11 protein-coding genes are annotated in these 12,326 nt (G+C 66.6%); 3 read left to right on the forward strand and 8 right to left on the reverse strand.

All coding sequences use genetic code 11. The features are described 5' to 3' along the window. Positions 1-30: 30 nt before the first annotated feature. Together BRADO_RS12470 and BRADO_RS12475 are read right to left on the reverse strand one after the other, a co-directional pair. Positions 31-654 carry an ANTAR domain-containing response regulator gene (locus BRADO_RS12470; RefSeq protein WP_011925683.1) on the reverse strand — a complete coding sequence of 208 codons (624 nt, stop codon included), beginning with the start codon at positions 652-654 and terminating at the stop codon, positions 31-33. A 14-nt stretch (positions 655-668) separates the two neighbouring features. Next, the gene (locus tag BRADO_RS12475; protein WP_011925684.1) at positions 669-1,844 is read right to left on the reverse strand and encodes a transporter substrate-binding domain-containing protein; all 1,176 of its coding nucleotides are present in this window, start codon (positions 1,842-1,844) and stop codon (positions 669-671) included. A 754-nt stretch (positions 1,845-2,598) separates the two neighbouring features. Between BRADO_RS12475 and BRADO_RS12480 the strand changes: the two genes are divergently transcribed. Next, positions 2,599-3,678 carry an AI-2E family transporter gene (locus BRADO_RS12480; RefSeq protein ID WP_011925685.1) on the forward strand — a complete coding sequence of 360 codons (1,080 nt, stop codon included), beginning with the start codon at positions 2,599-2,601 and terminating at the stop codon, positions 3,676-3,678. A gap of 377 nt (positions 3,679-4,055) precedes the next feature. Here the strand turns inward: BRADO_RS12480 and BRADO_RS12485 are convergent, their stop codons facing one another. The 4 genes from BRADO_RS12485 to BRADO_RS12500 all read right to left on the reverse strand — a co-directional run bounded on the left by BRADO_RS12485 (position 4,056) and on the right by BRADO_RS12500 (position 8,358). Further along, entirely contained in the window at positions 4,056-5,015 is a 960-nt protein-coding gene (locus tag BRADO_RS12485; RefSeq protein ID WP_011925686.1) for an amidohydrolase family protein, read from the reverse strand. A 332-nt stretch (positions 5,016-5,347) separates the two neighbouring features. After that, complete coding sequence (locus BRADO_RS12490) at positions 5,348-6,775, reverse strand: TolC family outer membrane protein (protein ID WP_011925687.1); 1,428 nt, start codon at positions 6,773-6,775, stop codon at positions 5,348-5,350. 425 nt (positions 6,776-7,200) lie between these two features. Then, positions 7,201-7,980, reverse strand: coding sequence for an enoyl-CoA hydratase (locus BRADO_RS12495; RefSeq protein WP_041756433.1), 780 nt, complete (start codon positions 7,978-7,980; stop codon positions 7,201-7,203). Between the two features lie 81 nt (positions 7,981-8,061). Continuing rightward, entirely contained in the window at positions 8,062-8,358 is a 297-nt protein-coding gene (locus BRADO_RS12500; RefSeq protein WP_244423026.1) for a hypothetical protein, read from the reverse strand. 411 nt (positions 8,359-8,769) lie between these two features. Here BRADO_RS12500 and BRADO_RS12505 point away from each other — a divergent pair, with 411 nt between their 5' ends. Together BRADO_RS12505 and BRADO_RS12510 are read left to right on the forward strand one after the other, a co-directional pair. Continuing rightward, entirely contained in the window at positions 8,770-9,315 is a 546-nt protein-coding gene (locus BRADO_RS12505; protein WP_083794867.1) for a sigma-70 family RNA polymerase sigma factor, read from the forward strand. A 2-nt stretch (positions 9,316-9,317) separates the two neighbouring features. Beyond that, positions 9,318-9,956 carry an NrsF family protein gene (locus tag BRADO_RS12510; protein ID WP_041756434.1) on the forward strand — a complete coding sequence of 213 codons (639 nt, stop codon included), beginning with the start codon at positions 9,318-9,320 and terminating at the stop codon, positions 9,954-9,956. A gap of 16 nt (positions 9,957-9,972) precedes the next feature. Here the strand turns inward: BRADO_RS12510 and BRADO_RS12515 are convergent, their stop codons facing one another. Continuing rightward, a complete protein-coding gene (locus BRADO_RS12515; protein ID WP_011925692.1) occupies positions 9,973-11,082 on the reverse strand; it encodes a DUF2336 domain-containing protein in 1,110 nt (369 codons plus the stop codon). A 10-nt stretch (positions 11,083-11,092) separates the two neighbouring features. Then, positions 11,093-12,241, reverse strand: coding sequence for a GGDEF domain-containing protein (locus BRADO_RS12520; RefSeq protein WP_011925693.1), 1,149 nt, complete (start codon positions 12,239-12,241; stop codon positions 11,093-11,095). Between the last annotated feature and the right edge of the window lie 85 nt (positions 12,242-12,326).

Raw genomic sequence — 12,326 nt, forward strand, 5'->3', positions numbered from 1 at the left:
TGCCCAACGCGTGGGCGCAACAATTGGCCCTCAGCGGGAAACCGGCGCATCCAGCACCCCCAATCCGCCCAATGTCTCCTGTGCGTTGATGATCGAGATCGCGATGTCGGCCATCGCCACGCGCTTCTGCGTCGCCTGGGCGCGGATCAGCTCATAGGCCTCGACCTCGCCCACCTGCTTCAACCCCATCAGGATCTTCACCGCCTTGTCGACGTCGCGCCGCGCTTTCAACGTCTCCTCCAGCTTCTGCACCTTGCCTTCGAGCCGTCGCGTGTAGCCGCGCAGCGAGCGGGCCAGCACGAGCGAAGAGAGGATGCCGAACGAGCGGATCGGCTTGTTGACGACGCCATGCGCGTTGCTGTCGAGCAGGCGCTTGAGGATGGTCGGATTCTCGTAGTCGACGATGGCGATGAAGGTGAGCGGATGCTCGGTGGTGCCTTCCGGGAAGATCATCTCCTCCGAGGTCTCGATCAGCTGGAACACCGTGTCGATGTCGTGCGGGATCGCGGCCGGCGGCGGCCACACGCCGCGCACGTTGCAGCCGATGCGCTTGAGCTGATCGATCAGTGCGTCGCCTTCGGCATCGCGCGGATGGATGACCAGCACGCGGGCGCCTCGCAGCTCCTCGATGAGGCGGCGCACGCCGGGCTTCATGCGGTCATCCGGCCTCATGCTGACAGCGCCTCTTCGCTCAGCCAGCGGCCGCCGATCGGCGACACCGACAGATACGGATCCGGCTTGATCGGGCTCTTACTCTCCCAGACGATGTCAAACTGGCCGTCGGCGCGGACGCGGCCGATCCGCGGCGTCGTCCAGACATGGTTGTTGTCGGGATCGATTCGGATCGGTCCCTCCGGTGCTTCGAGGCTCAGGCCAAGCGCGGCTTCCACCAGTCTCTGCGTATCGAGGCTGCCGGCCTGTTCGAGCGCGCGCGCGAACAGCTTGATCTGCGCATAGGCCGAGGCGCTCCACATGCTGACCGGCGTGTCGGCCCCGAAGGTGGCCGCGAACGCCGCCTTGAAGCGGTCGTTGCTGTCCCGCGCAAGCGTGCCGAAATAGCTCGCGGCCGTGAGATGGCCCGCGCAATATTCGGCGCCGATGGCGCGCACCTCGCCCTCGGCCATCGTGAGGCTCGCGATCGGCAGCCGCTTCGGATCGAAGCCTGCCTCCGCGTACATCCGATAGAACCGCTGCGCGGTACGGCCGACGATGGTCGAGAACACGACGTCTGGCACGGCGTCCTTGATGGCCGCAAGCCCGCGCGTCAGCTCGGCGTCGGTCGCCTCCATCGTCACATATTGCTCGCCGACGACGCGGCCGGCATAGGACTCGACGAGGTCGCGCATGATGCGGTTGGATTCGCGCGGATAGATGTAGTCCGAGCCGATCAGATAGACGCGCGGTCCATGCTTGCGCACGATGTATTCGGCGAGCTGGAACGCATTCTGGTTCGGCGCCGGGCCGGTGTAGATCACGTTCGGGGAGTATTCGAAACCTTCGTAGAGCGAGGGATACCACAGCAGGCCGTTGCGGCGCTCGATCGCCGGCAGCACCGCCTTGCGCTCCGCCGACGTCGAGCAGCCGAAAATGATGGAGGCGCCGTCCTCGGTGAGCAGGCGGTCGGCGAGCTTGCGGAAGGTTTCAGGCTGCGAGCCCGGATCATAGGCGATGACCTCGATCTCGCGGCCGAGCACGCCGCCCGCCTTGTTGATCTCCTGGATCGCGAGCGCCGTGCCGAAGAAGTGCTCGGACTCCGTGACCTGCATCAGGCCGCTGCGCGAGAACAGCACGCCGACGCGCCAGACATCCTTGTCGGATGATTTTGCGGCCGGTCTCGTCGTCATCATCATGCCTCCAGGTCGACGGGCCGGCGCGGCCGGCTCGGGAAGCGCGGACTATTGCCACTCGGCGCGCGGTTGGCAACGGGGGCGACATAGGCAGGTCCGGTTCCAGGTGTCAGACGAGCCGCAGCATCGCCGCGACGCAGAGCGCGTCCGGATCATGCGATGTTCGGGCCCTCGTCGATGATGAGGGCGCAGGGAATGCCGGGCGCTGGCCGCACCCATGGCCCGCCTGCAGAAAGAAAAGCAGGCGGCAGTCACCACAGGTCAGCCGAGACATTCCGGCATTCCCTGCGCGGCGGGCTTCACGCTTATACGCGCTCTCCTCGGGGACCGGCTGGTTGACCCCGTCGGCCGCGGAGCTCGTCAGACCTCCGCACACCTTGGCCTCAGCACCGGGAGGCCAGGACCACGCGACTTCACGTACGCAAGTGCATCGCTCGTCCGCACGTCACGCGCGCCGATGCCCCGACGTCCACCGCATTGCCGGCCCAACGTGTCGTGACGACGCGTACGTCCCTCATCCGGACCGGAACGGGGATGTTATAGGTCTGATTTGCTGATTTTCGGAAGTTATTTATTTTTCAAGGGGGCTCTTGAAACGGGCTTTGTCATTGCGATCGCAGCCGAAAATAGCATTTATGCGCAGGGTCGAAAGTCCTCCTCCCGCGTTGACCGTGTCGGGTTAAGTCGGCCGCGCTTTGTGGCCCCGTTGTAACGGGCGCCGTTCAACACGCGGCCAGACTGGAAAGTTGAGATGCGCAGTTTCGAAGACCGAGTCCTGCTATTCCTGCTCGCCGTGATCACGCTCGCGCTCGGCTGGATCCTGCTGCCGTTCTATGGCGCGCTGCTGTGGGGCGTGGTCGGCGCGATCGTGTTCGCGCCGCTGCATCGCCGGGTGTCACAGTCGATGCGCGGTCGTGACGGGTTGGCGGCGGCCCTTGTCGTGCTGCTGGTGGTTCTGATCATCATCATTCCATTCTCGCTGATCGCGGCGGCGCTGGCGCAGCAGGCGGCCGGTGTGTACGGGCAGGTGCAGGGCGGCCAGTTGGATGTCACGCAGTACTTCCAGAAGATGCTGGATGCGCTGCCCAGTTGGATCGTCGATCTGCTGAACCGGTTCGGGCTCGGCAGTCTGGCGGGACTGAAGGACCGGCTGTCGGCGCTGCTGTTGCGCGGCAGCCAGGTGATCGCAGGTCAGGCGCTGAACATCGGGCAGGGCACGTTCGAGTTCTTCGTCAGCCTGTTCCTGATGCTCTATCTGCTGTTCTTCCTGCTGCGCGATGAGGAGACGTTGTCGCGGCGGATCGCGGACGCCATCCCGCTGCGCGACGAGCAACGCGACGCGCTGCTTGCAAAATTCATCATCGTGATCCGCGCGACGATGAAGGGCAATCTGGCGGTCGCTCTGGCGCAGGGCGCGCTGGGCGGCCTGATCTTCTGGTTCCTCGGCATCACCGCGCCGCTGCTGTGGGCCGTGGTGATGGCGTTCATGTCGCTGCTGCCCGCGGTCGGCGCGGGGATCGTGTGGTTTCCGGTTGCGCTGTATCTGCTGGCCACCGGCTCGATCTGGCACGGCGTGATCCTGATCGCCTACGGCGCGCTGGTGATCGGTCTCGTCGACAATCTCTTGCGTCCGATCCTGGTCGGGCAGGACACCAAGATGCCGGACTATGTGGTGCTGCTGTCGACCCTGGGTGGGATCGAAGTGTTCGGCTTGAACGGCTTCATCATCGGCCCGGTGATCGCGGCGATGTTCATCGCGGTGTGGGACATGTTCACGGTGGTGCGCAGCGAGAATCGCGCGGTGGCTGACCCGACACGTAGCGATGCGTAGCCCGGGCGAGCGAAGCGACCCTGGGATCTCCGGCACAGCGCGTGAGAACCCGCATGTCGCTGCGCTCATGCGGGCTACGGCAAAGCATGCGCGAAACAAATTAGGTGTCATGCCCGCGCAGGCGGGCATCCAGTACGCCGCGGCGCCGCGGGTCGATCACGACTGTCTCGGCGTACTGGATCGTCCGCCTTCGCGGACGATGACAGCGGAGCTTGTGGTAACCTGCTCGCGCCCCATTTCGTCGTTGCGAGCAAAGCGACTTGTCCGCCATGGCTCGAAGGACGGTGGCGGTAGCGTTCCAGAGTCCCGCCCACCACACTGGATTGCTTCGTCGCTTCGCCCCTCGCAATGACGGCGATTGAGGCTGCAGTCTCGGCTCAGAAGCCGTACAGCCGCGCGGGGTTGTCGACCAGGATCTTCTTGCGGATCGCGGCATCCGGCGCCCACACCGGGAGCTGGTTCATCAGGCGGCCGTCGTCGATTTGATAGAACGGCCTCACATCCGTCACCTTCAGCTCAGGATGCGGTGACGAATCCGGGTGCGGCCAGTCGGTGCCCCAGACGATGCGGTCGGGGTTGGCGGCGATGAGAGCCTTCGCGAACGGGATGACGTCGGTGTAGTCGGGGCTCTTGGTCGAGGCGCGGTAGGCGCCGGAGATTTTCACATAGGCCTTGCCGCTGCGGACGAGGTCGATGAGGTCGGAGAAGCCGGGCTGCTCGAGGCCGAGTTCGGCCTGCGCGCCGCCGAAATGATCGAACACGGCCGCGACCTGCGACTGCATCACCAGGTCCTTGATCGCCGCGATCATCGGCGTGTTGGTGTAGAGCTGAACGTGCCAGCCGCGCGCCTTCATGCGGTCGACGGCGGCCTGGAAGCGGGCGCGGCCGACATTGGGATCGTTGATGCCGCCGGTTGCGAGATTGAGGCGGATGCCGCGAAAGCCGTCGGCGTTCATCGCATCGAGCTGCGCCTCGGAGGTCTTGTCATCGATCACAGCGACGCCGCGGGCGTCGTTGCCGCGTGCCTTCATCCCGAACAAGGTCGCTGAATTGTCGGTGCCGTAGACGCTCGGCGTCACGATCACCACGCGCTTGATGTGCAGCGCTTTGTGCAGGGCGGCCATTTCTTCCGGCGAGGCTGGCTCGGGCGTATAGACGCGAGTGGCGGCGAAAGGAAACTTCTCCGGGTCGCCATGGATATGGGTGTGGCAGTCGCAGGCGTCGGCCGGCACGTCGAAATCGACCGGCGTAGCCGGTTGTGAGGGGTTTGCGCGGGCTGTCGTCATCGTCACTCCGGCGGCGAGCGAGGCCAGCAGCAGGCTTCGGCGGTTGAGCATGGTGGGTCTCCCCGGATGTCGCGCGTGCGTTGCGGGTGACGCGCTTGGTGTTGCGGGAGGAGCGTGAACCGGCGCGGGGCAGGGGGCAAGAGCGAAGCCAGCTATTGGTCGTCATCCCCGCGGAAGCGGGGATCCATAGCCACAGGGCGTCGTGTGGCGGGCACGGTTGGCTCCGATCTCGTGTCAACACATCGCCCTGTGGTTATGGGTCCCGGGTCGGCGCCTCAACGGCGCTTACGCGCCGTGGAGGCTTGCCCGGGACGACAGCGGAGAGCGAGGGGACTCGGCCCCATCTCATGTCGGTCCGATGACTCGCGGCCCCGTAAGCCGCCCTACTGCCCCGACGGCGTGCGCAGGCCGTGCCAGGCGTCGCGGACCTGGTGATAGTGGACCTCGGGCAGATAGTCCGGCGTGTTCAAATTGAGGTTCTTGACGTCGAGGCGGCCCACCGCGCTGAGCAGCGTGTAGGAGGCGATGACGCGGTCGCGCTGAGCGCCGATCAGGCGGGCCTTGGCCTGGATCAAATCGGCCTGCGAGTTGAGTACGTCGACGGTGGTGCGCTGGCCGCCCTGCGCCTCGCGCGAGACGCCCTGCAGCGCGACGGTGGCGGCCTTCACCTCGGCCTCGGAGGCGCTGACGGCGACCTTGGCACCCTCATTGGCGACCCAGGCGCTGACCACGGCGGTGCGCGTCTGGTTGCGAACCTGATCGAGCACCAGCCGGCTTTGCGCGGCGAGCTCCTTGGCCTGCCGGGTCTGCGAGGCCGCGGTACCGCCGTCATAGATCGGCGCGGTCACGGCGCCGACGATCGAGGCCTGGTCGGTGCCGAAGGTGCCGAGCGTCTGGTCCGAATCGCGGCTGCGGCTGACGCTGCCTTGCAAGGTCACGCTCGGCAGCAGCGCGCCCTCGGCGATGTGGATCGAGGTCGAGGCGGCGTCGACGTCGAAGCTCGCGGCGGCAACCGCCGGATTCTCTTTGTTGGCGAGCGCGACGGCATCCTCCCGCGAGCGCGGCAGCAACCGGTCGATCGGATCGGCGGCGCGCAGCTGGCCCGGCGTCATGCCGATCACCTGCGCATAGGTGGCCTGGCTGATGGCGAGGTTCACCTCGGCCGCGTTCAGATCGGAGAGGCCGCGCGACAGCCGGGCTTCCGCTTGCGAGGCGTCTGTCGGCGTGACGTCGCCGGCATTGAGGCGGCGCTGCGTCACCGCCAGCGTCTCGCGCAGGAAGGCGACGTTCGACTTCTGCGCCTCGACCAGCGACTGGTTGGCGAGCACGTTGGTGTAGGCGGTGACGGCGTCGAGCAGGATGCCTTGGCCGACATTGCGCAGCGCCTCGCGGCCGGACTGCACCTGCAGCTCGGCCATGCGCACGCTGTTGGCGGTGCGGAAGCCGTTGAACAAGGTCTGCGTCACCGTCAGGCCGATGGTCCAAGGCTTCAAGGTCGCGGTCTGGATGGTGTTGCCCGGCAGGAGATTGCGCACGGCCTGCAGGCCGCTGCTCAGGCTCGCGACCAGCTGCGGGCGATATCCGGCCAGCGCCTGCGGCACGTTCTCGTCCGTGGCGCGCTGCCGCGCGCGTTCGGCGTTGAGCGCCGGGTTGGTCTGATAGGCCTTGGCGAGCGCGGCCGCGAGATCCTCGGCGCGCGCGGGCGCGCAGACGGCAAGGCTGACAACAAGGCTGGCGGCGAGGATCAGGCCGGAGCCGATCCGCCATGCGCGCACCCTGCCGATGCCAAATTCTTTGGCTCGACCCACCATCCGACTCCGCCGCGTCCCACTATCTTAACCAATTGTTTACCTGTTTACGGCGGGGAACTGCCACACACAAACCGTTGGTGCGGAATTCGGCAGGCTTTTCCATGGTTTGTTGTGGCGGTCCCGCCACAGACGACGACGCCGAGAGTGGGGTCGCCTGGTCCCGCGGTAGGCGGGTGAGTGACGCGACGAGACGGCGTGACCGTGCGCGACGAATCACTTCGACAGTTGTGAGCTATTGCGACACGCTCGCTGCACCTCGCCCGCTTGGGGAGAGGTCGGATGGCCTCGTCAGATGCAAATCCGGGTGAGGGGGCTCTTTGCAGGGTCGGTGATGGTGGTTGCCCCTCCCGTGGAACGGGGAGAGGAGCGCACCCTTCGTGTGGCGGGGTTCGAACGACTTCAGGGCGAACCCCGCCAGGTCCCGGTCAGCGGTTCTTATTCACCGGCTTGCGCTTCTCGATGAAGGCGGCCATCCCCTCTGCGCGGTCCTCCAGCGCGAAGGTGGCGTGGAAGAGGTTGCGCTCGACGTTCATGCCCTCGGACAGCTGCGTCTCGAAGGCGCGGTTGACGGCCTCCTTGGCCATGGCGGCGGCGGGCCGCGACATCGCGGCGATCTTCTCGGCCGCGGCCATCGTCTCTTCCATCAACTTGTCGGCGGGCACGATGCGGCTGACCAGGCCGGCGCGCTCGGCTTCGGCCGCGTCCATCATGCGGCCGGTGAGGCAGAGGTCCATCGCCTTGGCCTTGCCGATCGCGCGCGTCAGGCGTTGCGTGCCGCCGATGCCGGGGATAGTGCCGAGCGTGATCTCGGGCTGGCCGAACTTGGCGGTGTCGGAGCAGATGATGAAGTCGCACATCATCGCGAGCTCGCAGCCGCCGCCGAGCGCATAGCCCGAGACGGCGGCGATGGTCGGCTTGCGACAGCGCGCGACGCGGTCGCCGCCGATCGCAGTGAAGTCGCTCGAGAACATGTCGATGAAAGTCTTCGGCTGCATCTCCTTGATGTCGGCGCCGGCGGCAAACGCCTTCTCGCTGCCGGTGATGACGATGCAGCCGATGGCGTCGTCGGCCTCGAGATCGTCGACGGCCGCGGCGATCTCGCGGAAGACGCCGAACGACAATGCGTTGAGCATCTTCGGCCGATTCAAGGTGATGACGCCGACCGCGCCTTTGCCCTCGACGATGATGTGCTCGTAAACGCTCATGTTTCCACCCTGCAAAATCAAACAGCGGGCAATCTGCCCGCTGGATGGCTGCGCATCAAGTAGGGGTGGCGGCGCCGATCGTCAGATCATGAACATCCGCGCGGCGGAGCCCAGGGTGAGCAGGGTGCCGCAGGCGATGAAGATCTTGCCGATGATCGAGGCCTTGTCCCAGCCCGAGCTGTCGTCCGTGCTGACCATCACCATATTGACGGTGGTCGGCTCGGCCGCGGCGGGCTCGCTCTCGGCGGCTTGAGCAGCGGGCGCCGCCTGCGCCTCGGCCGTCATCGGAGCCGGAAACACGTCTTGTTTTGCGGCGGCCGTGCCGTCCGAACCGACCGGCAGGAACGGGCTGTAGCTCTGCGAGTCAGCCGCGCGCACGGATCCAGTGCCTGCGAGGCAGAGGACGAGCGCGGCCGCTATCATGAATGCTGTACGTCCACTGGCTTGGATCGTCATCTCAGGTCTTCTCCCCACCCTGCCAGCCCCATGACAGAGTGAGACCCCGACAGATGTCGAGATCGGGGCAGAAAATGGGTATCTTCCTGCTGCTCACGGCAAAAGCGAGGCGACGCCGGACGCCGGCGGCCTTGGCTTCTCACCTCAGAACCCAGATCCTCCTGTGATCGATTCGGTGCTAAGAGCGGTTTTGAGCTTTGCGCGCGTGCGTGATGGCGGTGTGGCGCAACTCGGCTGGTTCGGAGGCCAAGCTGGATATCACGAGTTTGTGATTAGGTCTGTGGCGGGGTAACAATCAGACGATCCGGTCGAACCTGTGGGGGTGGAGCGTAGGTGCGCGAGCGTGACGACGAGTGGACGGGCTGGATGCGCCAGGCCGTCGCCGGAGATGACCAGGCCTACCATCGTCTGCTGAAGGCGATCACGCCGGTGCTGCGCGCAGCATCGCGGCGAGGGCTCACGCGCGCCGGACAGCCGCCGGATCAGGCCGAGGACATCGTGCAGGAAATTCTGTTGGCGATTCATCTCAAGCGGCACACCTGGGACGTCAACGCGCCGTTCGCGCCCTGGCTGTTTGCGATCGCCCGCAACAAGCTGATCGACATGCTGCGCCGACGCGGCCGGCGGGTGTTCGTCGACATCGACGATTTCGCCGAGACGCTGGCCGACGAGCCGCCGGCGCCGAGCGTCTCCGCCGGCGAGGTCGAGACTCAGCTGAAGACGCTGCCGCAGCGCCAGCGCGATGTGCTGCAGGCGATCGCGGTCGAGGCCTCCTCGATCAAGCAGACGGCGCAGAAGTTTTCGATGAGCGAGGGCGCGGTGCGGGTCGCGCTGCACCGGGCGCTCGCGAGCCTCACGGCCAAGCTACGGGATACGTGACCATGGACACCGATCAGCTCATCCGCTCGCTTGCTGCTGACAATGCGCAACGCGCCCAGCCTGTCGGCATCGTCCTGGCGCTGGCCTTGATGGCGGCCACGCCGGTCTCGACGGCGATGCTGCTGGTCGGCCTCGGCATCCGCCCCGACATCTGGCTCGCCGTGCGCAATCCGTTCTTCGACCTGAAGTTCGTGGTCACCGCGGCGCTGGCGATCCCGGCGCTGATCATCAGCCTGCATCTGTCGCGTCCCGAGGCGTCGCTGCACGGCTGGAGCTGGCTCCTGATCGCGCCGGTCCTCGTCCTTGTCGGCGGCATCGCCGCGGAGATGATGCTGCCGCAGCGGGCGCCGATGATGGCGCGCATGGTCGGGCACAATTCGATGCTGTGCATGAGCGCGATCCCGGTGCTGTCGCTGCCGGTTTTGGCCGCCGCCCTGTTCGGGCTGCGGCACGGCGCGCCGTCGCGCCCGGCGGTCGCAGGCGCCGTCGCCGGACTGGTGTCGGCCGGCATCGCGGCGACGCTCTACGCGGCGCATTGCAATGACGATTCGCCGCTGTTCGTCGCCACCTGGTACACCGCCGCGGCGCTGATCGTGGCCGGCCTCGGCGCCGCCATCGGCGCGCGTGTTCTGCGCTATTGAGGCCGCGAAGGGGCGCTCACACCTCGGCCGGCGCGGCGGCGTCCTGCACGCGGTGGAAGCGCAGCACCTGCTGCGCCGTTGAGCGGCGGAGCCGCTCATAGGTGACCTTGGCCGAGACGAGGTCGGTCGGCGTCGCGCCCGTCAGCTCATCACGCATCGTGATCATCGACTTGACCACCGGCCATGACAGGCCGGCGACCTTGGCGAGGATCATCACGCCCTCGGCGCGGCTCTCGATCATGATGCTCTCGGCGACGGCGATCGGCACGTTGGCCATGGCCGCGACGGCGGCGTTGGCCTCGTCGAACTTCTTCTGCTCCATGAACTGCGCCACGAGCTGCGGGTCGAGCCGGCCGTCGGCATGCAACGAGCGCACCAGCGCGTGCGCGATCTCGGTCTGGCTGGTCAGCGCCACGGCGCTCGACCGCGCGCACCGGCTCGCCGTCCGCACCGCCGAGGAGACCTCCGGCGCCAGCTTCGGATTGTCCGCCTCAAGCCGCGCGCGCACGGTGACGGACGCCTTGGCGACGAGCTTCAGATAAAAGTGGCGCGGCAGGTTGGGCCGCATCGCGAGGCACGCGGCGAGGTTCTCGTCGAGCGCGGCGCGATCGACCAAGCTCTCGAAGTTGCGCTCCGACAGTTCGGCGCCGGGATTGCTGACGGTGCTTTGCACCACCGCGTCGTTGCCGCGCCGGAGCAGAATGTCGGTGACCGCACGGCTCAGCACGCGGCGGATCGAGATCGCGAGCAGATGCGCCTGGCTCTTGGTCTCGGCGGTCCGGATCAGTGCGGCGTCATCGAGCCGCTCGGACTTCGACAACACGGGACCGGCGACCTCGATGGCGTCGTCATCGGCCAGCCGGTGCAGCGTACGCGGCGGCGCCGCATCGATTGTCGCCAGGCGGTTCGCCAGCAGAGCCCGCGCGGAGATCTCGATGTGATCGATCAGGCATGCGAAGACGTCATCGAACAGCGCCACCTGATCGTCGGCAAAATCCGTCGCGCCGTCGACGAACAGGTCCGTCACCTTGCGCAGCGTCTCGACCCGTCGCGCCACGGTGCCGTGCGCGAGCGTGTCCTCCAGCTCGTCCAGCAGGCTCTCGTTCGGCGCGGACTTCGCGGGCATGCTGGGATGCTCAGGTGCCGGTGACGCGATTGCGCCCATTGGCCTTGGAGTCGTAGAGCGCATGATCCGCGCGGGCGAGCAGGGACTCGGCGGTCTCGTCGCCGCGCCGCGTCGCGACGCCCGCCGAGAACGTGACCTGCAGGCCGGCGGAGAACGCGCTCCAGTCGAGCTCGGCAATAATCCGGCGCAGCCGTTCGGCGAGCCGTGCGGCGGGCTCCGCCGGCGCGCCCGGGAGCACCAGCAGGAATTCCTCTCCGCCATAGCGTCCAAAACGGTCACTGCCGCGAATGTTGGCGTACATCGTGATCGCGAAGGTGCGCAGCACGTCGTCGCCGGTTGGATGGCCATGGGTGTCGTTGATGCGCTTGAACCAGTCGAGGTCGATCAGCACGATCGAGCAGGGCCGGCCGGCCTGGCGGCAGCGCGCCATTTCCTCATCGAGCACCTGCATGATCGAACGGCGGTTCAGCGCGCCGGTCAGCTCGTCGAGCTCGGCGAGCTCCTCGATGCGGCGATAGGCCTCCTTCAGCTTCTGACCGCGTAGATACAGCGTCTCGCGCAGGCCCGAGGAGAAGATGCCGAGGAACATGCAGCCGGCGATGGTGAGCAGGAACACCAGGAGGGTCGCGAGCCGCTCCAGGGCGTTGCCGGTTGGCATGCCCAGTGGCTTGTCCGTCAGGAGGAATAGGCCGGCGAGGCCGAGCGCCAGGAAGGTCCAGCAGATCGCGCTCTGGCGTGGCGTGGCGCGGAGCGAGCCGAAGGCGACGACCAGATACAGCGTGCACAGGAAGACGATGCTGACTTCCGGCGCAATGTAGCAGAAACCGACCGTCATCATCATGCTGGCGATCGACTGCGGCACGACCAGATAGTGGTCGCGGAAGCGGTCGTTGAACCCGCTCTCCGACAGCATCGTCCACAGAGCGACGGTCAGCACGCCAATCGCGGCATAAGAGGGCGCGATCGTGGGCGGTACGGTACCGGCCTGGGCATAGATGAACAGGATCACCGCGTCGATCAGGTAGCAGCCGGCGATCATCGCCAGCATCTGCCGGCGCCGTCCGGCGCGGCGGACATGCAGATCGGGCGGCGGCAGCGCGCGCGAGCCGTCCACCTCGGCAACATCGGCATTTCGATAGGGCGGCGCCGTAGTGTCCATTTGCTCGCATTTCTTCGGAGTTCAACCGAAAATCTACGCGGGAAAGCCTTTAACTTTGGTATCTAGGGAACTGGAATGCGCGCGA

The organism is Bradyrhizobium sp. ORS 278, from assembly GCF_000026145.1.
Taxonomy (GTDB): Bacteria; Pseudomonadota; Alphaproteobacteria; order Rhizobiales; family Xanthobacteraceae; genus Bradyrhizobium.

Excerpts from the sequence above, each read along its gene's own strand:
- BRADO_RS12495 (WP_041756433.1), bottom strand. The coding sequence starts at position 7,980 with ATGAGCGTTTACGAGCACATCATCGTCGAGGGCAAAGGCGCGGTCGGC.
- BRADO_RS12515 (WP_011925692.1), bottom strand. The coding sequence starts at position 11,082 with ATGCCCGCGAAGTCCGCGCCGAACGAGAGCCTGCTGGACGAGCTGGAG.
- BRADO_RS12510 (WP_041756434.1), top strand. The coding sequence starts at position 9,318 with ATGGACACCGATCAGCTCATCCGCTCGCTTGCTGCTGACAATGCGCAA.
- BRADO_RS12485 (WP_011925686.1), bottom strand. The coding sequence starts at position 5,015 with ATGCTCAACCGCCGAAGCCTGCTGCTGGCCTCGCTCGCCGCCGGAGTG.
- BRADO_RS12520 (WP_011925693.1), bottom strand. The coding sequence starts at position 12,241 with ATGGACACTACGGCGCCGCCCTATCGAAATGCCGATGTTGCCGAGGTG.
- BRADO_RS12490 (WP_011925687.1), bottom strand. The coding sequence starts at position 6,775 with ATGGTGGGTCGAGCCAAAGAATTTGGCATCGGCAGGGTGCGCGCATGG.
- BRADO_RS12470 (WP_011925683.1), bottom strand. The coding sequence starts at position 654 with ATGAAGCCCGGCGTGCGCCGCCTCATCGAGGAGCTGCGAGGCGCCCGC.
- BRADO_RS12475 (WP_011925684.1), bottom strand. The coding sequence starts at position 1,844 with ATGACGACGAGACCGGCCGCAAAATCATCCGACAAGGATGTCTGGCGC.
- BRADO_RS12480 (WP_011925685.1), top strand. The coding sequence starts at position 2,599 with ATGCGCAGTTTCGAAGACCGAGTCCTGCTATTCCTGCTCGCCGTGATC.